The sequence below is a fragment of the Halobaculum gomorrense genome (genome assembly GCF_900129775.1).
In the GTDB taxonomy this organism is placed as follows: domain Archaea; phylum Halobacteriota; class Halobacteria; order Halobacteriales; family Haloferacaceae; genus Halobaculum; species Halobaculum gomorrense.
On record NZ_FQWV01000002.1, the window covers coordinates 356853 to 377479 of the forward strand.

Sequence of the window (20627 nt, forward strand, 5' to 3'; positions counted from 1 at the left end):
CGTTCATACGACCCACCCATGATCCACGCTGCGGACCTCAGATTACAGTACCCGACGAGAAGCGATCCGACCCTACAGGGCGTCTCGTTCACCGTCGACGACGGCGAGACGCTCGGCGTCGTCGGCGCCGTGGAGTCGGGCAAGACCTCGCTCTCGATGGCGCTCGCCGGCTTCGCGCCCACCGTGACCGGCGGAACCCTCGATGGCGAGTTGCAGGTCGCGGGAGCCGACCCGCGCGAGGACGACGACGACACCCGCCTCGGCATGGTGTTCGAAGACTACAGCTCTCAGCTGACACAGGTCCACGTCGTCGACGAGGTGATGGTCCCGCTGCTCTCGCGGGGGCTCGGCCGTGAGGCCGCCCGCGAGCGCGCGAGCGAGGTCCTCGATCGGGTTCGCCTGTCCGGCTACGAGGACCGCCGCACCTGGGAGCTGTCGGGCGGCGAACAGCAGCGCGTCGCCATCGCGGCCGCCCTCGCGATGGACGCCGAGGCGCTCGTGTTCGACACGGCCACGCGCGCGCTTGACCCCGCGGGGCGCGAGGAGGTGTCGAACATCGTCTCATCGCTGCGCGGGGAGAAGCCGCTGGTGTTGACGGTGACGGACCCGGCGGAACTGGTCGGCCTGTGCGACCGCGTGCTCGTGTTGAACGACGGCGAGCGCGAGGCGTTCGGCCCGGCCGAGGAGATCCTCAGAGACGCGGACCTCCTCGACCGCGTCGGCGTGCGGCCGCCGACGCCGCTGCGGGCGGCGCGCCGGCTCGGCATGGACGCCTCGCCGATCACCGTCGGCGAGTTCTCGAACGCCGTCGCCGACGGCGCGCGGATGAGCCGGGGACTGACGGACACGGGAACGAGCGAGCTGTCGGTGGAGGGAGCGTCCGGGAGCGACACCGACCTGATCGACGGTCCGGAGGCGAACGAAGCGGAGCCGACGAAACCCGCGGTCGACGGCGGCGCGACGGCAGACGGGGGCGAGAAGCCGCTGTTGTCAGTCGAGGACCTCCGGTTCAGCTACCGCGAGGAGCCCGCGATCGACGGGATCGACCTCTCGGTGGAGGCCGGCGAGGTCCACGCGCTGGTGGGCGGCAACGGCGCCGGCAAGAGCACGCTCGTGGAACTGATCGTCGGCCTGCTTGACCCCGACGAGGGGGAGATCCGGATCGACGGCGAGCCGACCGCGGGGCGGACGGCGGCGGCGGTCGGCGAGACGGTCGCGCTGTCGTTCCAGAACCCCGACGAACAGCTGAGCAAGCGGACCGTCGAGGAGGAGATCCGGTTCCCGCTGGAGGAGCGGCAGTACGACCGCGGCTGGCTCCCGTTCGGCGGCGAGCAGCGCTACGACGACTCCTACATCGACGAGCGCGTCGAGGCAGCCCGCGAGCGGACCGGTCTCGGCGAGGACCTCCTCGACGAGGACCCGACGTTCCTCCCGCAGGGGTACCGCCGGCTCGCGGCGATCGCCTCGGCGATCGCGCCGGACCCGGACGTGGTGATCCTCGACGAACCGGCCGCCGGGCTCGACGCCGAGGGGTACGACCTGATGGAGGAGGCGATCGCCCACCTCGCGGACGACGGGAAGGCGGTCTTGGTGATCGAACACGACATGGACTTCGTCAGCGAGGTCTCTGACCGGGTGACGCTGCTGAGCGACGGGACCGTGGCCGCCCGCGGACCCCCGTCGACGGTGTTCGACGCCTCCCGGTGGGACGAGCTCCGTGCCGAGCACATCAGACCACCCCGGGCCGCCGAGCTCGCCGAGTGTCTCGACGTCCGCGCGCTCACGCTCGACTCGCTCGTCGACCGGGCCGGCGGCGCGATGGAGGTGCACGAATGAGATCCGTCCCCGTCGTCTACAACGACTACGACACGTTCCTCCACCGCCGCGACCCGCGGGTGAAGCTGCTCGCGTTCGCGGCGCTGGTGCTTTTCCTGTACGTCGCGCCGACGTGGCACTGGATGATCGCCATGTTCGGCATCGGCGTCGGGCTCGCGATCGTCGCGCGTGTCAACCCCAAGTGGCTGCTCGCGCTCGCCGCCCTCCAGATCCCGAACATCCTGGGGTTCGTCGCCTTCCCGGCAATCGAGCGCGTGCTCGCGGGGAGGGGCGCCTTCGCGGGCGACTTCGGCTTCGGGCTGAAGCTGGCGTTCTCGTTCCCCGCCGCGCTGTTCGTCAGCGCGAGCCTGTTCACGACGATGCGCGAGACGGAGATCACCGACGGCCTCCGGGGACTGGGCGTCCCGGAGTTCGTCTGCTTCACCTTCGAGTACGCGTTCCTGCTGCTGTACACGGTCTTCGCCGATATCCTCCGGATCGCCGACGGGCTCAAACTCAAGGGCGTCGCCATCGAGACCCGCAACCCGCTGAGGATGGCCCGGAACCTGCCGAAGCTGGGGGTTCCGGCAATCATCACGGTGTTCCGTCGCTCGACCACGATGATGGCGGTGCTCCGGATGCGGGGGTACCCGCTCGACGACCTCCAGGAGTCGCGCACGCCGTTCAAGTTCGACTTCGGCGACGCCGCGCTGCTGGCGTTCGCGGTCGGCGTGCTCGCGGTCACGGCGGGCGTCAACTTCGGTCTCTGGCGGGTCCCCGTGCTCCCTGCCTCCTGATTCCCCCCGACACGTCTTCTCGCCTCATTTTCCTCTCTTCGCCTCGCCTCCTCTCGCCCTGAAACCGCGTCGACGCCGACGCTACGAAGAGTCGGTGTCCGCGACGACCGCCTCGTCGTCTTCCGTCCCGTCGACGGCTCCCGCCTCCGCGTCCGCGACGAGCGACCAGTCGTCCGGGAGGTACGCCGCGTGAAACAGTCGGTAGGCGATCAACAGCCCGCCCGTCGCGACCGCCAGCGCCCAGAACAGCCGGCCTTCTCCCGGGACCACCGATCCGGGGACGGCGACGACGAGAAACGTCGACAGCAGGAGCACGAACAGGGTCCAACTCGCGGCGAGGCGCGTCCGCGCCGTCGGCGTCAGCCGCGTCTCTCTGAGGCGGTCGATCCGAGCGACAGTGATGACGAGCATCGCGGCGACGACGAGTCCGATGCCGACCCACGTGACCGGAGTCAGCGAGGCGAACAGTCCGATCGCGACGATCACCAACCCGACCGTCCGTGCCGTCGACACTCGGCGCAACAGCCGCTCGCGTTCCATTGTGGATTGCTCGCCCGACTGCACGGATAAGTGCTCCGGGAATCCGACGCTCACGGTCGTTCTCGCGCCCGATACTCGCCCCGTCAGACTCATACGTCTATGTACGCGAATTGATCACATGCTCGGATCCACACCCTCACCGATGCTCGACGCCGCAGCCCCCGTGATGGTCGCCTTCCTCGTGTTCGCCGGTCTCGCATTCGGCGATCGAGTCGCGGCCGTCGTCTCGTCCATCGACACCGACGAGTCGCTCACCGACTGGGAGTCACAGTAGCAACGCAAACCCTTACCTCCCGGGACGCGGGAGTCGTGGGTATGCCACGGAAACAGTATCAAGAACGTCTCGAAGGCCTCCGCGAGGACGTGCTCTACATGAGCGAGATCGTCGCCGAACGGCTCCGCATGGGCATGAACGCCCTCGGTGACAAGGACGATGAGCTCGCCCGCCGCGTCATCGAGGAGGACGCAGAGGTGAACCAGCTGTATCTCGACCTCGAACAAGACTGCATCGACCTGCTCGCCCTCCAACAGCCGGTCGCCGGCGATCTCCGATTCATCGCGGCGTCGTTCAAGATCATCACCGACCTCGAGCGCATCGGCGACCTCGCGACGAATCTCGGCGAGTACACGCTTCAGGCCGAACGCGACGTGTTCCCGGACGTCGACGTGCAGCGAATCGGCGACGCGACCCTAGAGATGCTCGACGACGCGATGACCGCGTACGCGGAGGAGGACGTTGACGCCTGCTATGCGGTCGCCGACGCCGACGACGAGGTCGATAGGCTGTGCGAGGACGCCAGCGCCGCGGTGATGCGGGAACTACTCGAACGCGAGGGGGTCGACGCCGAGGATGTCGACGACATGATGGCGGATGTCTCCCGGCTCCTGCTCACCATCCGCGACCTCGAACGGGTGGGTGACCACGCGGTCAACATCGCCGCGCGGACGGTGTACATGGTCGAGAACGACGACGAGCTTATTTACTAACCGACCACTTTTCACGGGGGCCTCGCGCCCTCCGGGCGCTCGACCCCCGCCAAAACCCGTCGATGATCAAAAGGCCGCTCGCTCGGGCCTGCCGGCCCTCGCTCGCGGAACAATCGCTAGTGCGAACCGCAACCGCAGGCGACCAACTAATTGTGTCTCCCGAGAATGTTGTCAGAACTCTATTTCGGGTAGTTCCGGATGAAACAACTGCTCAATAAGGGCTGCCCACCCACCTTTTGCTGCGCTCGGAGCCTCCGGCTCCTCGCTTGCAAAATGTGGATCAAAAGCACTGCATCACCCCCTCAGCGCGGCGAAGCCGCGCTTCGAGGGTTCCTTGGCCCGCTCGCTCGCGGTGGGTGAACGACCTGTATCTATCGCTGACCGTCTCTCCTCCCAGAGCGATCCCAAGTAGAACAAATCGGAGGTCCGGACTGGGGGAAAGCATCCGCGAGCGGAGCGAGCGGTTCACCGGACCCGACCGAAGGGAGGGTCCGGCCTTTTGACATGAACGGGTTTTCGCCGAGCGGTTCCCGCAGCGCTCGCCGGAGGCGAGCGCGAGGATACCCGAGGCGAAAAGAGGTTCGTTATTGGAAACCGACTCGCCCGCCGCGGTCGGTGCGGAGGCTGTCGGTGCCGCCGCCCTTGAACTGCTCTTCGATGTCCGCGTAGTAGCTCATGATCTCGTCGGTGATGGTCGGCCGGACCGCCTCCATCGCCTGCTCGAAGTGGCGCATGTTCACGTCCTCGGCGTCGTCGTCTTCCCGAAGCGCCTGGATGGCGGCCTCCCGGGCGATCGACTCCAGATCCGAGCCGACGTAGCCCTCGGTTCGCTCGGCGAGTTCGCGGAGGCTCACGTCCGCCGACAGCGGCGTGTCGCCGGTGTGGATCTTGAGGATCTGCTCGCGCCCCTCCACGTCGGGCTGGCCGATCATCACGAGCCGGTCGAACCGGCCCGAGCGGATGAGCGCGGGGTCGATCATGTCCGGACGGTTCGTCGCGCCGATCACCATGACGTTCTCCATCTCCTCCAGCCCGTCGAGTTCGGTGAGGAGCTGGTTCACCACGCGCTCGGAGACGTTGTTCCCCATCTCCTGGCCGCGGCTCGGCGCCAGCGAGTCCAGCTCGTCGAAGAAGATGACCGTCGGAGCCACCTGCCGAGCCTTCCGGAACGTCTGGCGGATCGCCTTCTCGGACTCGCCGACCCACTTACTGAGCAGCTGCGGGCCGCGCACGGAGATGAAGTTTGCGTTCGTCTCGTTGGCGACGGCCTTCGCCATCAGCGTCTTCCCGGTGCCGGGCGGGCCGTACAGGAGCACGCCCTTCGGCGCCTCGACCCCCATCCGCTCGAACTTCTCCGGCGTCGTCAGCGGCCACTCGACGGCCTCCTTCACCTGCTGTTGGGCGTCGTCGAGCCCCCCCACGTCCTCCCAGGTGATCTTCGGCAGCTCGACGAGCACCTCCCGCATCGCCGAGGGCTCCACCTCGGCGAGCGCGCCCTGGAAGTCGTTGCGCTTGACGATCATCCGGTCGATGAGGCTCGGTGGGATGTCCTCCTCGTCCAGATCGATCTCCGGGAGGTACCGCCGCAGCGCCTTCATCGCGGCCTCTTTGGTCAGGCTCTCGATGTCGGCGCCGACGAAGCCGTGCGTCTCGTCGGCCAGGCGGTCGAGGTTCACGTCGTCCGACAGGGGCATTCCGCGGGTGTGGATCTGGAGGATCTCCTTGCGGCCGACCTCGTCGGGGACGCCGATCTCGATCTCGCGGTCGAATCGGCCCGGGCGCCGGAGGGCCGGGTCGACAGAGTCGACGCGGTTCGTTGCGGCGATGACGATCACCTGCCCGCGCGTCTCTAGGCCGTCCATCATCGTCAGCAACTGGGCGACGACGCGCCGTTCGACTTCGCCGGTCACGTCCTCGCGCTTGGGCGCGATCGAGTCCAGTTCGTCGATAAAGATGATCGACGGGGAGTCGTCTTTCGCGTCCTCGAAAATCTCACGGAGCTGTTGTTCGGACTCGCCGTAGTACTTCGAGATGATCTCTGGACCGGCGATGGAGAAGAACGACGCGCTGGTCTCGTTGGCGACGGCCTTCGCCAGAAGGGTCTTTCCGGTGCCGGGCGGGCCGTGGAGGAGGACGCCCTGGGGCGGCTCGATCCCCAGCTTCTTGAAGATCTGGGGGTGTTTCATCGGCAGTTCGACCATCTCGCGGACGCGCTGGATCTCCGACTGGAGGCCGCCGATATCTTCGTAGGTGATGCCGCCGCCGGTCTTCTCGAACCCGGAGATGGGCTCCTCGCGGAGTTCGACCTCGGTGTCCTCGGTGATGAGACAGACGCCCTCGGGGTCGGTGTCGACGGCGATGAGCGGGATCGCCTGCCCCGGCGAGCGCATGAACGGGTGGTTCGTGGAGGACATCACGGGGACGATGTCGCGCTCGACGACCGGCCGCTTGAGGATCTGACGCTTCACCATGCCGGCGGCGTCGGAGCCGAACTGCACCGACGCCTCCTCGGGCGGCGCGAGCGTCAGCGACTCGGCCTTCTTCGCTTCCGCCTTCCGGATAGTGACGCGCTCGCCGATGCCGACGTCGGCGTTCTGGCGCGTGAAGCCGTCGATGCGGACCGTGTCGGTGTTCCAGTCCTGCCGGTCGGCGCGCCAGACCTTCGCGGCGGTGGTCTCGGCGCCCTCGATCTCGATGATGTCGCCCGGGGAGAGCTTCAGGTGCAGCAGGGTGTCCGGGTCGAGGCGAGCGATTCCTCGGCCGGAGTCGTTCGGGTACGCCTTCGCGACTTCGAGTTGGACTTCATTCATGATGGGGTTGACTGGTGTTCGTTCGAAATACGTCCGTTCGGACGGCTGTTAAGCCCTCCGTTGCGCGCCGTGACGCCGGAACGTGAGAACTCCGGATCCGCGGCGCGGACGCAAGACGTGCTAATCACTTGCACGATACGGGGGCCGGCCTGAAAACACCACCGCCGACGGCGATCGATCCGGTCGGCCCACGGGTCGGGCGATCCCAGCGCTCCCGGGACCGTGGCGGTAGCCACTTCACCGCCCGCCGCGATCGGTCGACCATGCGAACGATCGCCTTCGACGGCCGGATGGGTGCCGCCGGCGACATGATTCTCGGCGCGCTCGTCGCCGCCGGCGCCGACCCCGACGTGCTCGCGCCCGTAGAGGACGCGCTCCCGGTGCGCTACGAGTTCGAGTCGACCGAGCGGAACGGCATCGCGAGCACACGCGCTCGGGTCAGACACCTCGGTGGAGACGGCGACGCTGGAGGCAACGCCGACGCCGGTGACCACGGTCACGGGGGACACAGCCACGGCGAGGGACACGGCCACAGCCACGATGACGGCCACAGCCACAACCACGGTGAGGACCATGATCACGAGCACACCGCCGAAGGACACGGCCCGCAGCGCACCTACGCGGAGGTCGTGGCGGTCGTCGAGGGGCTGGATCTCTCCGAGTCGGTCAGGGCGGATGCGCTCGCGACGTTCGAGATCCTCGGCGAGGCGGAGTCGTCGGTCCACGGCACCGACCTCGACGACACCCACTTCCACGAGGTCGGCGCCGACGACGCCATCGCGGACGTGGTCGGGGCGTGCCTGCTGTTCGAGGACCTCGACCCCGACCGCGTGGTGACGACGCCGCTCGCGACCGGGGGCGGCGAGGTCGACTTCAGCCACGGCGTCTACCCGGTTCCCGTCCCCGCCGTCGTCGAGATCGCCGAGCGCGCCGACTGGTCGCTGCGCGGCGGCCCCGTCGACGCGGAACTGCTCACGCCGACGGGCGCGGCGATCCTCGCACACCGCGCCGAGGGCGTCGAGCGACTCCCCTCGCTCCGCGTCGAGGGCTCTGGCTACGGCGCCGGCGGGTGGACGTTCCCCGACCGCCCGAACGTCCTGCGGGTCGTCGTCGGCGAGGACGAGCGATCGGGGCTCGCCCGCGACGACGTGGCCGTGTTGGAGACGAACCTCGACGACGCCGCGCCGGAGGTGCTCGGGGGTCTGCAGGAGACGCTCGCCGACGCGGGCGCACGCGACGTGTCGATCCTCCCGGCGACGATGAAGAAGTCGCGTCCCGGCCACCTCGTGAAAGTGATCTGCAAGCCCGAGGACGCCGACCGCGTCGCCCGACGCCTCGCCGAGGAGACCGGCACGCTCGGGATCCGCGAGGGGGGCGCGAGCCACCGCTGGACCGCCGACCGTTGCTTCGAGACGGTCGAACTGACACTGGGCGAGGCCGGCGACACACACGAGATCCCCGTGAAGATCGCCAGCGACGCTGACGGTGCCGTCTACGACGTGAGCGCCGAGTACGACGATGCGGCGGCCGCCGCACGCGAGGCCGGCCTCCCGGTTCGCGAGGTGCTCGGACGTGCGGAAGCGGTCGCACGGGAACGGCTCGCGGCGGAGACCGCCGACGGATGACTGTAGAGGTCGATGAGCGAGGCGCACGGATGAGCGACGCCGATCGCTACGCCTGCGACAACTGCGGGGCGGCCTTCGACGCGGACGAGGCGACGCGGACGACGACGGTGGGCGACCTCGACAGCGAGACGTGGCAGACGCTGTGCTGTCCGAACTACGGTGCGCGGGTGAAGACGGTGTTCGTCGGTCGGGACTGAGGCTGTTCGTCGGCCGAGACTGAGGCCCGCCGGATATTGGATTCTCCCTGTTGATAATCAGATGGCTACTGTTAACCGGCGGATCGGAAACGTCGACTTATATGACTGGCAGTGGAGGGCCCGGGGCGGGCGCCCGACTCGTCCCGGACGCGATCAGACGGGGGATCACGCGGAAGTTCGCGACCGTACTATTGCTCATCGTCGTCGCCATCGGAGCCGTCGGCGCGTACGCGGTGGTCGACACCACGGATCGGATGCACGAGAGCGTCGAGGGCGAGTTGTCGGCGGCGACATCGCTGGAGGCGGCGAAACTCTCAGAGTGGATCGGAAACCGAAAGACTGCGACCCGAATGATCTCGGAGTACCAGGATGTCCGCGAGGGGAACACTGCAAAGATCGACTCGGTGTTCATCGCCGAACTCCGGGCGCTTCCGACGGACATCCACGCGATACACTACGTCGACACGAGTGAGGGCCGCGTTCTCGCGTCGAGCGAACGGTCCCTGGAGGGCGCCTCGCTGGCTGCGGCTCGCGTCTCATGGGTGACAGACGCGTCGCCCGCCTCCGCCGACCGGACCGCCGTCTCCTCGGTGTTCCAGACGGACGCCGGCACGATGATCGGCTTCGTCAGCCCCGTGCCGTCCGCGCCGGACCGCGCGGTCGTGCTCGTCGCCAACGTCGCACAGATCGCCGACGGGTTCCGCGAACCGATCGAGGGCGGGTTCACGCAGGTCGTCGACAAGGACGGAATCATCCTAATGGCCGAGACTCCCGGCGCGATCGGCCGCCCGTATCTCGGGGCGACCAGCGACTCGTTCCAGCGGGCGCTCGACAGCAACGAGGTCGTCACCGACGACGCGGCCGTCGAGGATTCGATGGACACCCAGCTGGTCGTCTCGTACGCCCGAGTCCCCGGGACGACGTGGGTGATTGCGTCGCACGCTCCCGCGGACAACGCCTTCGCGCTCGCGTCGTCGGTCCGATCGAACATCCTCCTGTTGATCGCGACCGCCCTCGTCGGATTCCTCACGGCCGGCGTGCTCATCGCCAAGCCGACCGGGGACGCCCTCGACGACCTGAGCGACCGCGCCCGGGCGCTCGGCTCGGGCGATCTGGACGTGTCGGTGTCGACGGACCGGATCGACGAGATCGGCACCCTGTACGGCGCCTTCGGCGAGATGCGCGACGACCTCGCCAACCGGATCGACGAGGCGAACGCCGAGCGCGAGCGGGCCGCGAACGCGCGTGCCGAGGCGGAGGCGCTCGCGGACTCGCTGGAGCGGCGCGCCGACGACTACGGTACTGCGATGGAGCGCGCCGCAGACGGCGACCTCACGGTCAGACTCGACGAGGCCGCCGACAACGAGGCGCTCGAAGAGATCGCCCGCTCGTTCAACCGAATGGTCGACGACCTCGAGAGGACCGTCGGAACCGTCCGCGCGTTCGCCGACGAGGCCGACGAGCGCGCCGTGGCCGTCGCCGCCGGCGCCGACCAAATCGAGGACGCGAGCGCGTCGGTCAGCAGCGCGATGACAGACGTGGCCGGCGCCAGCGACGAGCAGGCCGAGCGGCTGGACGAGGTCAGCGGCGAGATGAGCGGGCTCTCGGCCACCGTCGAGGAGATCGCCGCGACCGCCGCGGACGTGTCCGCGCTCTCCGCTGAGGCCGCCGAGGGCGCCGGCGACGCCGGCGACGCCGCCCAAGACGCCCTCGATGCGTTCGCCACGGTCGCCGAGCACACCGACCGGACCGCCGAGGAGGTCGACCGCGTCGCCGAGGAGATGGCCGAGATCACCGAGGTCGTCGACCTGATCGACGGCATCGCCGAGCAGACGAACCTGCTGGCGCTCAATGCCTCCATCGAGGCCGCCCGGGCGGGCAGCGAGGGCGACGGCTTCGCCGTCGTCGCCGAGGAAGTGAAGAGCCTCGCCGAGGAGGCGAGCGAGGCGACCGACGAGATCGGCGCGCGGATCGAGACGCTCCGCGAGACGTCGATCGCGGCGGCCGACGACATGGCGACGACCGAAGCGGTCGTGGAGGATGGCGTCGAGGTCGTCGAGGAGGCGCTCGACGAGGTCGAGACGGTGGGCGAGCGGATCGAGGACGCCAACGACGGCGTCGAGTCGATCGACGCGGCCACCGACGACCAGGCGGCCACCACCGAGGAGGTCGTGACGATGGCCGAGGAGGTCGCCGAGATCGGCGAGCGAACCAGCGCCGATGTCGACAGCGCCGCCGCGTCCGCCCAAGAGCAGACCGCCGCAGTCACCGAGGTGAGCGCGTCCGCCGAGACGCTCTCCGAGCGCGTCGAGGAACTCCGCGCGCTCGTCGACCGGTTCGACGTGTCGCCGACCGCGGGCGCAGCCGCGGACGCCGCCGCCGGCGCCGCACCCGGCGGCGACACTTCCGGCGTCGCGATGACCGACGGCGACGGCTTCGTGTTCGGCGACGACCCCGACAGTTCCGTCGGCGGCGACGACTGACCGCCGTTCGGTCGCGGCGGGCGCTGCCGCCCGCACTCGGGAGGTTTTTGCGTGGTGACGACCCACCACTGCCCGTGTCCGAGTTCCTGACGACCGGCAGTGACGCCCTGGACGACCTGCTCGGCGGCGGCATCGAGCGGGGCGTCGTCACCCAACTGTACGGCCCGCCGGCGTCGGGCAAGACGAACCTCGCGCTGACGGCGGCCGCAGAGGTCGCGGGCGACGGCGGCTCCGTCCTCTACATCGACACCGAGGACCTCTCGATGACGCGGTTTCGCGACATCGCGGAGGCCCGCTCCGACGAGCCGATCGAACAGGTCGCCGGGCGTCTCGTCGTCAGCGAGGCGATGAGCTTCGCCGAGCAGGGCGAGGCGGTGAAAGACGCCTCGGAGCTGTCCGACGGCGTCGATCTGATCGTCCTCGACTCAGCGACCGGCTTCTACCGCCTCGAGCGCACCGAGGACTCCCGCGGCGGCGAATCGGTCCGCGAGGTCGCCAGGCACGTCACCCACCTGCTGTCGCTGGCGCGCAAACACGACCTCGCGGTCGTGATCACGAACCAGGTGTTCACCGACCCCGACACCGACCGCGACCGGCCGCTCGGCGGCAACACTCTGGAGCACTGGACGGGCGTGATCCTGCGGCTGGAGCGCTTCCGCGGCGGCAACCGACGGGCGACGCTGGAGAAGCACCGCTCGCAGCCGGCCGGGGAGTCCGCGCGCTTCCGGATCACCGGCGCCGGCGTCGAGGACGCCGAAGACCGGTGACGACGGGTGTCCCTCCGCCCTCGGCGTTGACGCGGTGCGTCCCGACCGCGTTGTCCCCGCGGACGGCCGCGAGGGGGCGTGAGGTTCGATTCGAGCGATTCAAGTAGCCGCACGGGGTTTTACCCGCTATGAAAGACCAGAGCGGACGCAGGAAGCGCAAGCGGACCGGCGGCCTCCGACGACCCTCCAGCAACAAGAAGCGACACGAACTGGGTCGCGAGCCAGCCGAGACGACCGTCGGCGAGCCCCGGTTCCGCGTCATCGACTCGCGCGGCACCAACGAGAAGACCCGCGCGCTCTCGACGAACGTCGCGCAGGTCGCCACCGGCGAGGAGACCGTCGAGGCCGACATCGAGGGCGTCGAGGAGAACCCCTCGAACGTGAACTACGTCCGCCGGAACATCATCACGAAGGGCGCCGTCATCGCCACCAGCGAGGGCGAGGCGCGCGTCACCTCGCGACCCGGCCAGACCGGTCAGGTCAACGCCGTTCTCGTCGACGAGTAACGACGCGCTCGCGCTCATCGCCGTTTTTTCCCGGTTCGTGGGTGCCGTCTCTCCGTCACAGCGGCGCGATCCGTCGCCGGCCGACGGCGACCGGCACCCGCCTCGTGTGCTCGCGTCCCGCCAGCGAGACGGTCGAACGCATGGAGCGGGGCGCGACCGCGACGAGGTCGGCGAACCGGACCGTCGGCTCACGCCGTGCGGTCCCGTCGGGGTCGGCGACCACGGTGTGATCGACGGTGATCACGGTGCCGAATGCGAGGTGTCGAACCCCTCGACCGACGCCGTCGAGGGAGTCTCCGGCACCGTCGATCCGACGGTCGATCGCCGGGAGGACGGCCTTCGCGCCGACCGCGGCGCACGCGCGCTCGGCCCACCGCTCGAACGGCTCGACCGTGTCGCTGTACCGGACGGTGTCCGACTCCGGGCGATACTCGACCGACTCGCGGGACACCGCTTGTTCGGTCGTGATCGGGGCTCCCCTAGCGCGGCGGAGCTCGGGGTCGGCGGCGATGTCCGCCCTCGTCGCGTCTGCGACGGCGACGCCGCCGCCAAGCAGCGCGCCACCGCCCGCGACGGCGCCGAGGAACGTCCGTCGGTTCATGCGCGTCAGATCGGCCGGGAACGCCATAACCGCCGCGGAGACGCAAACGCCCGTTTGAGCGACTGTCCGTCCGTTCGGGGGCTCACCCGCTCCCGGGGAGCGGACAGAGGCTCGCGGTGAACGCCACCACGTCGTCGGTCTCGTTTCGCGCGCCGTGCACGTCGCCGCGCTCGTGGAGGACGACTCCCGGCGCGGCGACCGCCCCCGCCTCGCCGTCGCGGACGACGGTCACCTCGCCGTCGAGCACGTGGAAGACGTTCGTGCTGTCGGCGTGCTCGTGCGGGTCGAGTTCAGCGCCGGGGCCGAGCGCGAACAGTTTCACGAGCACGTCGTCGGTGACGACGAGCTCGGCGGTCTCGACCGCGCCCTCGTCGGGGTCGAGGCCGTCGAGCGCGTCCGCGAGGAGTTCGAGTGCCATGGAGCCTCCTCGCCGTCGGGGGGTAAAAAGCGATCTGGCGCTCGTCGTCCCCGTCGGAATCTCACCACGGCGACGCCGCGCTCGCGAGAAGCCGTCCCGTTTGAGTGGATCGCGGCGCGGCGCCGCCGCGTCTCGACGATCCGACCGCGGCCGACCCAGTGCGGTCGGCCCGGTCGTCGACCGTCCCGTCGCGCCTCTCTCACCCTCCGTCCGGGGGTACGGGGGCCCCCGGTCGCGTGTGTCAGGCTGCCGGCGTGCGTGCCGGTGTCGTATCGCACTGCACCGCCGAGTCGATCGGTCCCCGAAGGAACCGTCCGTCGGCGCGGTCGCGGTCCGTCGACGCGCTCGGTGCCGAACGCGTCAGATCGTGCCGCGTCCGTTCGTGCGTCGATCGCAACTGCGGTCGGCTGATTGCGGCTTACCGACCGTCGTTGCCGCGGGCGCCCTCGTCGTCATCCTCGTCGTCTTCCGCTTCCTCTTCGTCATCGTCATCGTCGTCATCGTCGTCATCGTCGCTGTTCGGACCGACGTCCTCGGGAGGACCGCGACGGTCGTCGTCGGTCTCGTTCCCGTCGTCACTGTCGTCGCTCGGACCGACATCCTCGGGCGGGCCACGGCGGTCGTCGTCGGTCTCGTTCCCGTCGTCACCGTCGGGACCGACGCCGGCGGGCGGACCGCGCTCGCCGTCGGAGGCGTTCCCGGCGACTGAGCTGACCGCCTCGCCGAGCGTGCTGGCGTTCGTCTCGCCGCTCAGGAACGCGTTGATCGCGGCGACGACGGCCTTCGCGTTCTCAGAGGCGTCGGAGGGCAGGGCGATCGCGGGCCCGCGACGGTCGGTCTCGTTTTCGTCAGTCTCGTTCTCCTCCGCCTCCTCGACATCGGCCTCGAACTCGGCCTCCACGACGGTCACCGAGCCGTTCTCGAACGCGAGTTCGACCTCGCCGGAGACGTTCTCCCCGGTCACGTCGAGTTCGACCTCGTCGGTCTCGGAGTCGTTCACGTCGAACGTGACCGCGCCCTCGGCGTCAGTGGTGCCGACGAGCGCGTCGTCCCGGGCGACCGACAGCCCCTCGACGCCGCTTCCGTTCGCGGTCACGGTGAACGTCACCGTCCCGTTGTCGTAGGACGCGTCGGCCTCGTACTCGTCGACGGAGGCGTCGGTCGCGGCGGTCGTCGTCCCTGTTCCGGTACTCGTCGCGGCCGCGCCCACGCCGGCGCTCACGAGGAGCGTGGCAAGGGCGACCGCGAGCAGCTTTTTCGCGCTCATCACGTCCCCACCCTGTTACCCCGAGATAATGAAGGGGGTCAACGACGAACTCGATTTCCGGGATTTGAAGCCCTGTAAAGCCCAATTAAACCCGATTAAGACCGCTCGACGACCGTTTGTTTTGCATTGGGACGTGTGTGACCATTCGGCGCCCGGGCACGGATCACCTGCTGTCTCTCGTCGCGTCGCGGCTCACGCGTCGGCGACAAGCTCGTCGGCGACGACCGCCGCCGAGAGCAGGTCGGGATCGACCGCCAGATCGGTCTGTCCCTTCGCGAACTCCGGCAGCGTCTCGGTCGCATAGACGATCGCGCGCACGTCGGGATTGCGCTCCTTCGCGACGGCGATGCCCGTTGCCTCGGTCAGGTCGGTGAGGACGAACAGGGCCGCGTCGTCGATCCCGGCGTCGTCGAGCGTGCCGCCGGTGACGGCGCCGTCGATGTGGGAGACGGCAACGTCGTGGGATTCGAGTTCGCCGGCGAGGTCTTCGGCGTCGGGTCCGGCGACGATGGCGGAGATGTCGGCCATGACCGAAGGAAGTCCGGTAGCGGGGATAAGCTTCGTGTCTCGGCGTCGACGGAGGGAGATCCCGGCGGGCCCGCCCGATCGGAGCGCCGAGCCGCGTCCCTCGCCGACCGGAGCCTCACTCGTATTCGATCGTCGCGGGCGGCTTGTGCGTCACGTCGTACACCACCCGAGCCACGTCGTCGTTCTCGCCGGTGATCCGCGACTGGATGCGCTGGAGCGTCTCCCAGGGGAGGTTCTGCGCCCGCGCGGTCATCCCGTCGCGGCTCTCGACCGAGCGGACGGAGACGACCCAGCCGTGGACGCGGTTGTCGCCCTTCACGCCGGTCGCTTTCCCGATGACGGCGGCGAACGCCTGCCACGGCTCGTGTTCCGCGACCTCCTCCTCGACGATGTGGCACGACTCGCGGGCCACCTTCAGCTTCTCCTCGGTGATCTCGCCGATGATGCGGACGGCGAGTCCGGGACCGGGGAACGGCATGCGCTCGGAGATCACGGCCTCCAGGTCGAGCGCGCGGGCGACCTCGCGAACCTCGTCCTTGTAGAGGTCGCGAACCGGCTCGACGATTCCCTCGAAGTCGACCACGTCGGGCAGGCCGCCGACGTTGTGGTGGGATTTGATGTTCCCCTCGCTTTCGATACGGTCGGGGTAGATCGTCCCCTGCACGAGGTACTCCGCGTCCGTCTCGTTCGCCTCGCGCTCGAACTCCCGGATGAACTGCTCGCCGATGACGTGGCGCTTCTCCTCGGGGTCGGTGACGCCCGCGAGCGCGTCGAGGAAGCGGTCCTGCGCCTCGACGACCTCCAGCGACTCCATGAAGGAGAACGTCTCGCGGATCTGGTCGGTCTCGCCTTTGCGCATCAGGCCGGTGTCGACGTACACAGGGGTGAGCTGCTCGCCGATGGCGCGGTAGGTGATCGCCGCCGCGACCGACGAGTCGACGCCCCCCGAGAGGGCGATGATCGCGTTCGCGTCGCCCACGGCCTCCTTGATCTCCGTCGTCGCTTCGTCGATGAACTCGTCGACGTTCACCATCAGGCGGTCACCTCCTCGTCGGCGACGGCGTCGCGTTCGTCCGTCGACTCCGCCACGTCCGAATCCGTCTCATCGAGAACCGCATCAAGGAGGCCGACGAACGGCGGCGAGGCGCGATCAGGGCGCGAACGGAACTCGGGGTGGAACTGTGTGCCGACGAAGTACGGGTGGTCGTCGCGTTCGAGGATCTCCATACGCGGTCCTGCGCGCCCCGAGAAGACGAGTCCGTCGGTCTCCAGCTCGTCGATGTAGTTCGGGTTCACCTCGTAGCGGTGGCGGTGACGCTCCGTACAGGAGTCGGCACCGTAGATTCGCTCGGCGAGCGTGCCGGGCTCGATCTCCGTCTCGTGGGCGCCCAGGCGCATCGTGCCGCCCATGTCCTCCTCGTCGTGCTGGTCGGGCAGCAGGTCGATGACGGGGTACGGGGTCTCCGGCTCGAACTCTGCGGAGTCGGCGTCCGTCCAGCCGAGGACGTTGCGGGCGTGTTCGACGACGGCCATCTGAAAGCCTAGGCAGAGGCCGAGGAACGGAACGTCGTGCTCGCGGGCGTAGCGCACCGCCTCGACTTTCCCCTCGGTGCCGCGGGAGCCGAAGCCGCCGGGGACAACGATGCCGCCGGCCGATTCGAGGCGGTTCGCGTGGGCGCCGTCGGCCTCGTCGGCGTCGACCCAGACGACGTTCACGTCGACGCCGTGTTCGAGCCCGGCGTGTTTGAGCGCCTCATGGACGCTCATGTACGCGTCCTCCAAGTCGTACTTGCCGACGAGGGCGATGTCGACCTCACTGGTGCGCTCTCGCGTGACGAGATCGCGCCAGGTGTTCTCGCGCTCGGCCGGCGGCAGCGCCTCGTCGGTCAGGTCGAGCCGCTCCATCACGTACTCGTCGAGCCCCTCCTCCTCGACGGTGAGCGGGACGTGGTACACGTCCTCCACGTCGGGGTTCGAAAAGACGGCCTCCGTCGGTACGTCACAAAAGAGCGCGATCTTCTCTTTCGTCTCGGGGTCGAGTTCGTCGTCACAGCGCCCCACGAGGATATCCGGCTGGAGCCCGATCGAGCGCAGTTCCTTCACGGAGTGTTGCGTCGGCTTCGTCTTCTGCTCGCCGTTCTTCGAGTACGGGACGAGCGTGACGTGGGTGAGGAGGATGTCCTCGTCGTCCTCCTCGTGAGCGAACTGCCTGAGGGCTTCGAGGTAGGGCATCCCCTCGATGTCGCCGACGGTGCCGCCGATCTCGACGAGACAGATATCGGTCCCCTCGGCAGCCTCGCGGATCCGCCGCTTGATGTCGTCGGTGACGTGCGGGATGACCTGCACCGTCTTCCCGAGGTAGTCGCCGGCGCGCTCCTTCTCGATGACGTGCTGGTACGTCTTGCCCGTCGTGACGTTGTGGTCGGAGGTCATGTCGACGCCGAGGAAGCGCTCGTAGTTCCCCAAGTCGAGGTCGACCTCGCCGCCATCCTTCAGGACGTACACCTCGCCGTGCTGGTACGGGTTCATTGTCCCCGCGTCGACGTTCAGGTACGGGTCGATCTTGACGGCGGTCACGTCGAAGCCGGCGTTGGCCAGCAGCCGCCCCGTCGAGGCGGCGGTGATCCCCTTCCCCAGGCCGGACATCACCCCGCCCGTAACGAAAATGAACTTGCGACCCAGCGACGGGTCGTACCCCGTTTGTTCAGTCGGCATACTGAGCGTGCGGCAGGCCCGTGGAAAACCGTTTCGGAGCCGTCGTCCGGGCCGCTCGCGCTCGCGGGCGACCCGCCCGACAGCGTCGGGATGTTCGGCCGTCGACAGCGATCCCGCAACTCACTCCTCTGTGATCCCGCGGATGTCGCCGGCGCGCTCGCCCGCGACGAACTGGCCCGCGCCCTGGGTGCGCCGGGTGACGACCGCCACTCGGAGGACGTAACTCGCGACGAGGACGAACGGGAGAAAGGCGAGTGTCTCGATGCCCGCGACGACGAGGTGGCTGTCGGGTATACCGTTCAAGAAGTGGAGCACGACCGCCAGCGCAGCCGTCGTCGGCACCATCGTGACTACGAGGTCCCGCGAGAGCCGAGCGAACTCGTCGCGGAGGTACAGCGTCTTGAAGTACTCCCTCGCGGTCGCGAAGTACTGCAACAACCGGAGCAGGTCGTCGATCCGGTCGTCGGCTCCCTCGCCGTGGTCGTCGCCGTACTCTCCGCGAATGCGCCGGAGATCGTTGATCTGGCGGTCCTGGTCGTAGTCCATCACCGCGCGGAACTGCGCGAACGTGTCCGTCACGTCCGCCAGCCGCTCGTTCGTCTCGCCGGTCTCGACTGCCAACCGGTCGACGTACGAGCCGAACGCCTCGCGGATGTCCGCGTCCGCTGCCGCGAGGTCGTCCTCCAGTTCCCGCGCCCGCGCGAGGATGTCGCCCGACAGCAGGCGGACCAACCCCGTCGCGTCGGCGGGGACGTGGTCGTCGTCGACCACCGATTCGAGGTTGCGTCGGTACTCCACCACGCTCTGAATCCGACCGAACTGCTGCCCCCAGCGGGTTCTGCTCTTGCGAGACGAACAGCGAATTGACCGAAACGACGATCGAAAACAAGAGGAGATTTCCCGACAGCAGTGCCGTCACGAGCGGAACCGTCGTGTGCCGTTGAGCAAGCGCCTCCCCGGCCTGCGGGACGACCCGGTGGAAGAACACGTGGCCGAGAGGCCCCGCGAGGAGGAACCCCGCCGCGAGGGCGGCGACGGTGAGCACCCGCCGGTCGCCGTCGAGCGCGATCCGCCGCCACAGGCGTTCACCCGGGTCGCGGCGCGGGTCGGCCGCGGGGGACCCGCCGTCACCGGAGTCTCCGGACTCCACCGAGCCGCGAGACCCCGGCACCGACCCGCTCGTGTCGTTCATGTTCCAGCGTATGGAGGCACCCACAAGAAGTCTCGGCCGGCCGGACGGGACGCCTTCTTCGCGCCCGCCGCCGTTCGCCCGGGCCGCCTCCTGGTCGGAGGGTCGTTCCGTCCGCACCTTTAGGTTCGTTCCGCCCCTATGTCGGTGCATGCGCATTGCAGTCGCCGGCGGCACCGGCTTCATCGGGACGCACCTCTGTACGGAACTCGACCAGCGCGGCCACGAGGTGGTGGCGCTCGCCCGCGACCCGTCCGGCGCCGGACTCCCCGACGGGGTGATCACGAAGGCGGCCGACGCGACCGACCGCGACTCGCTCGCGGGCGCCGTCGAGGACGCCGACGCGGTCGTGAACCTCGTCGCCCTGTCGCCGCTGTTCAAGCCCGACGGCGGCGACGAGATGCACGAGCGGGTCCACCTTCGGGGGACGGAGAACCTCGTCGCGGTCGCAGAGGACGCGGGCGTCAATCGGTTCCTCCAGATGTCCGCCCTCGGCGCCGATCCCGACGGCACCACCCACTACATCCGCGCGAAGGGACGGGCCGAGGAGGTCGTCCGCGAGAGTCCCCTCGAACACGTGATCGCCCGCCCGTCGGTCGTCTTCGGCGAGGGCGGCGAGTTCGTCTACTTCACCAAGCGCCTGAAGGAGATCTTCGCGCCGGGCGTTCCGGTGTACCCGCTGCCCGGCGGCGGTCGCAACCGCTTTCAGCCGATCTGGGTGGGCGACCTGGTCCCGATGCTCGCCGACGCCATCTCCGACGCCGAACACGCCGACCAGACGTACGAGTTCGGCGGGCCCGACGTGCTCTCGCTGCGCGAGATCTCCGAGATGGTGTTCGAGTCCGAGGGCACGTCGATCACGGTCGTCCCGCTCCCGATGGGACTCGCGAAAGTCGGGCTCAGCGTCCTCGGGTCGGTCGGCTTCCCGATGGGCAGCGACCAGTACCGCTCGCTGCAGTTCGATAACGTCGTCTCCGAGAACAACGTCGGGGCGTTCGGCGTCGCCGAGGCGGACCTGAAGCCGTTCGATGAGTACCTGCGTAGCACGACGGGACAGGAGGGGCCAGACGCGACCGCGGCCGCCTGACAGACGGGTTTACCGCGTGTCTGCGGCTCTGTCGTCTCGGGTCGGCCACCCACCGCCCCGCGACCGCTCGCGCCAGAGACACGTCCGCGCGCCGCCGACGGAAACGGTCTACACACGAGACGGCTCGGACGAACGGGATAAAAGTGTCACCCTGTCGTCTCGTTTGGCGCTGTTCCGATACGGTTACATGCTGGCGATCGCGCCCTGGTATTGCGGTTTTCGGACGTGTGAGCGGCGCGGAAACTCTCGTGAGTGATAGCCCCATCAGAAGGTTTATCACCGCGCTCTCTCTGAA

At 68.8% G+C, this 20627-nt stretch carries 19 protein-coding genes; 10 read left to right on the top strand and 9 right to left on the bottom strand.

Features of this window, described 5'->3' with window-relative positions; genetic code table 11:
* Positions 1-18: 18 nt before the first annotated feature.
* Together BUE16_RS05350 and BUE16_RS05355 are read left to right on the top strand one after the other, a co-directional pair.
* A complete protein-coding gene (locus BUE16_RS05350; RefSeq protein WP_073307377.1) occupies positions 19-1836 on the top strand; it encodes an ABC transporter ATP-binding protein in 1818 nt (605 codons plus the stop codon).
* Positions 1833-2612, top strand: a complete 780-nt coding sequence (locus tag BUE16_RS05355; protein WP_073307378.1) for an energy-coupling factor transporter transmembrane component T family protein — start codon at positions 1833-1835, stop codon at positions 2610-2612. Before BUE16_RS05350 ends, BUE16_RS05355 begins: the two co-directional genes overlap by 4 nt.
* An 81-nt stretch (positions 2613-2693) precedes the next feature.
* On the opposite strand, the gene BUE16_RS05360 is transcribed toward BUE16_RS05355, so the two are convergent.
* Positions 2694-3152, bottom strand: a complete 459-nt coding sequence (locus BUE16_RS05360) for a hypothetical protein (RefSeq protein WP_073307379.1) — start codon at positions 3150-3152, stop codon at positions 2694-2696.
* A gap of 118 nt (positions 3153-3270) precedes the next feature.
* Here BUE16_RS05360 and BUE16_RS16640 point away from each other — a divergent pair, with 118 nt between their 5' ends.
* Positions 3271-3426: a hypothetical protein gene (locus tag BUE16_RS16640; protein ID WP_159435737.1), complete on the top strand. Its 156-nt coding sequence runs from the start codon at positions 3271-3273 to the stop codon at positions 3424-3426.
* 41 nt (positions 3427-3467) lie between these two features.
* The gene (gene phoU, locus BUE16_RS05365) at positions 3468-4139 is read left to right on the top strand and encodes a phosphate signaling complex protein PhoU (protein WP_073307380.1); all 672 of its coding nucleotides are present in this window, start codon (positions 3468-3470) and stop codon (positions 4137-4139) included.
* Positions 4140-4723: 584 nt separating this feature from the next.
* Here the strand turns inward: phoU and BUE16_RS05370 are convergent.
* Positions 4724-6949: a CDC48 family AAA ATPase gene (locus BUE16_RS05370; RefSeq protein ID WP_073307381.1), complete on the bottom strand. Its 2226-nt coding sequence runs from the start codon at positions 6947-6949 to the stop codon at positions 4724-4726.
* A gap of 263 nt (positions 6950-7212) precedes the next feature.
* Between BUE16_RS05370 and larC the strand changes: the two genes are divergently transcribed.
* The 5 genes from larC to BUE16_RS05390 all read left to right on the top strand — a co-directional run bounded on the left by larC (position 7213) and on the right by BUE16_RS05390 (position 12527).
* The gene (gene larC / locus BUE16_RS05375; protein ID WP_073307382.1) at positions 7213-8574 is read left to right on the top strand and encodes a nickel pincer cofactor biosynthesis protein LarC; all 1362 of its coding nucleotides are present in this window, start codon (positions 7213-7215) and stop codon (positions 8572-8574) included.
* A gap of 29 nt (positions 8575-8603) precedes the next feature.
* Entirely contained in the window at positions 8604-8771 is a 168-nt protein-coding gene (locus BUE16_RS16885) for a hypothetical protein (protein ID WP_200778377.1), read from the top strand.
* Between the two features lie 101 nt (positions 8772-8872).
* The gene (locus BUE16_RS05380) at positions 8873-11254 is read left to right on the top strand and encodes a methyl-accepting chemotaxis protein (protein WP_073307383.1); all 2382 of its coding nucleotides are present in this window, start codon (positions 8873-8875) and stop codon (positions 11252-11254) included.
* Positions 11255-11328: 74 nt separating this feature from the next.
* The gene (radB, locus tag BUE16_RS05385) at positions 11329-12021 is read left to right on the top strand and encodes a DNA repair and recombination protein RadB (RefSeq protein WP_073307384.1); all 693 of its coding nucleotides are present in this window, start codon (positions 11329-11331) and stop codon (positions 12019-12021) included.
* Positions 12022-12149: 128 nt separating this feature from the next.
* Complete coding sequence (locus BUE16_RS05390) at positions 12150-12527, top strand: 30S ribosomal protein S8e (protein ID WP_073307385.1); 378 nt, start codon at positions 12150-12152, stop codon at positions 12525-12527.
* A gap of 55 nt (positions 12528-12582) precedes the next feature.
* Here the strand turns inward: BUE16_RS05390 and BUE16_RS05395 are convergent, their stop codons facing one another.
* The 7 genes from BUE16_RS05395 to BUE16_RS05425 form a co-directional block, all read right to left on the bottom strand.
* The gene (locus tag BUE16_RS05395; protein WP_143165378.1) at positions 12583-13128 is read right to left on the bottom strand and encodes a hypothetical protein; all 546 of its coding nucleotides are present in this window, start codon (positions 13126-13128) and stop codon (positions 12583-12585) included.
* An 82-nt stretch (positions 13129-13210) separates the two neighbouring features.
* Positions 13211-13546, bottom strand: a complete 336-nt coding sequence (locus tag BUE16_RS05400) for a cupin domain-containing protein (protein WP_073307387.1) — start codon at positions 13544-13546, stop codon at positions 13211-13213.
* A 418-nt stretch (positions 13547-13964) separates the two neighbouring features.
* Positions 13965-14813 (bottom strand): hypothetical protein, encoded by an 849-nt coding sequence (locus BUE16_RS05405; RefSeq protein WP_073307388.1) that lies wholly within the window; start codon positions 14811-14813, stop codon positions 13965-13967.
* Between the two features lie 192 nt (positions 14814-15005).
* A complete protein-coding gene (locus BUE16_RS05410) occupies positions 15006-15341 on the bottom strand; it encodes a DUF7126 family protein (protein ID WP_073307389.1) in 336 nt (111 codons plus the stop codon).
* Positions 15342-15456: 115 nt separating this feature from the next.
* Positions 15457-16374, bottom strand: a complete 918-nt coding sequence (gene guaA / locus BUE16_RS05415) for a glutamine-hydrolyzing GMP synthase (RefSeq protein WP_073307390.1) — start codon at positions 16372-16374, stop codon at positions 15457-15459.
* The gene (gene pyrG / locus BUE16_RS05420; RefSeq protein WP_073307391.1) at positions 16374-18056 is read right to left on the bottom strand and encodes a glutamine hydrolyzing CTP synthase; all 1683 of its coding nucleotides are present in this window, start codon (positions 18054-18056) and stop codon (positions 16374-16376) included. Before pyrG ends, guaA begins: the two co-directional genes overlap by 1 nt.
* A gap of 120 nt (positions 18057-18176) precedes the next feature.
* A complete protein-coding gene (locus tag BUE16_RS05425) occupies positions 18177-18857 on the bottom strand; it encodes a hypothetical protein (RefSeq protein ID WP_159435738.1) in 681 nt (226 codons plus the stop codon).
* Between the two features lie 539 nt (positions 18858-19396).
* On the opposite strand from BUE16_RS05425, the gene BUE16_RS05430 reads away from it, so the two are divergent.
* A complete protein-coding gene (locus BUE16_RS05430; RefSeq protein WP_073307393.1) occupies positions 19397-20332 on the top strand; it encodes a complex I NDUFA9 subunit family protein in 936 nt (311 codons plus the stop codon).
* Positions 20333-20627 lie beyond the last annotated feature (295 nt).

Excerpts from the sequence above, each read along its gene's own strand:
- BUE16_RS05395 (WP_143165378.1), bottom strand. The coding sequence starts at position 13,128 with ATGAACCGACGGACGTTCCTCGGCGCCGTCGCGGGCGGTGGCGCGCTG.
- BUE16_RS05430 (WP_073307393.1), top strand. The coding sequence starts at position 19,397 with ATGCGCATTGCAGTCGCCGGCGGCACCGGCTTCATCGGGACGCACCTC.
- BUE16_RS05370 (WP_073307381.1), bottom strand. The coding sequence starts at position 6,949 with ATGAATGAAGTCCAACTCGAAGTCGCGAAGGCGTACCCGAACGACTCC.
- phoU (WP_073307380.1), top strand. The coding sequence starts at position 3,468 with ATGCCACGGAAACAGTATCAAGAACGTCTCGAAGGCCTCCGCGAGGAC.
- guaA (WP_073307390.1), bottom strand. The coding sequence starts at position 16,374 with ATGGTGAACGTCGACGAGTTCATCGACGAAGCGACGACGGAGATCAAG.
- BUE16_RS05355 (WP_073307378.1), top strand. The coding sequence starts at position 1,833 with ATGAGATCCGTCCCCGTCGTCTACAACGACTACGACACGTTCCTCCAC.
- BUE16_RS16885 (WP_200778377.1), top strand. The coding sequence starts at position 8,604 with ATGAGCGACGCCGATCGCTACGCCTGCGACAACTGCGGGGCGGCCTTC.
- BUE16_RS05405 (WP_073307388.1), bottom strand. The coding sequence starts at position 14,813 with ATGAGCGCGAAAAAGCTGCTCGCGGTCGCCCTTGCCACGCTCCTCGTG.
- BUE16_RS05380 (WP_073307383.1), top strand. The coding sequence starts at position 8,873 with ATGACTGGCAGTGGAGGGCCCGGGGCGGGCGCCCGACTCGTCCCGGAC.
- BUE16_RS05400 (WP_073307387.1), bottom strand. The coding sequence starts at position 13,546 with ATGGCACTCGAACTCCTCGCGGACGCGCTCGACGGCCTCGACCCCGAC.
- BUE16_RS05350 (WP_073307377.1), top strand. The coding sequence starts at position 19 with ATGATCCACGCTGCGGACCTCAGATTACAGTACCCGACGAGAAGCGAT.
- BUE16_RS16640 (WP_159435737.1), top strand. The coding sequence starts at position 3,271 with ATGCTCGGATCCACACCCTCACCGATGCTCGACGCCGCAGCCCCCGTG.
- BUE16_RS05410 (WP_073307389.1), bottom strand. The coding sequence starts at position 15,341 with ATGGCCGACATCTCCGCCATCGTCGCCGGACCCGACGCCGAAGACCTC.
- larC (WP_073307382.1), top strand. The coding sequence starts at position 7,213 with ATGCGAACGATCGCCTTCGACGGCCGGATGGGTGCCGCCGGCGACATG.
- BUE16_RS05360 (WP_073307379.1), bottom strand. The coding sequence starts at position 3,152 with ATGGAACGCGAGCGGCTGTTGCGCCGAGTGTCGACGGCACGGACGGTC.
- pyrG (WP_073307391.1), bottom strand. The coding sequence starts at position 18,056 with ATGCCGACTGAACAAACGGGGTACGACCCGTCGCTGGGTCGCAAGTTC.
- BUE16_RS05390 (WP_073307385.1), top strand. The coding sequence starts at position 12,150 with ATGAAAGACCAGAGCGGACGCAGGAAGCGCAAGCGGACCGGCGGCCTC.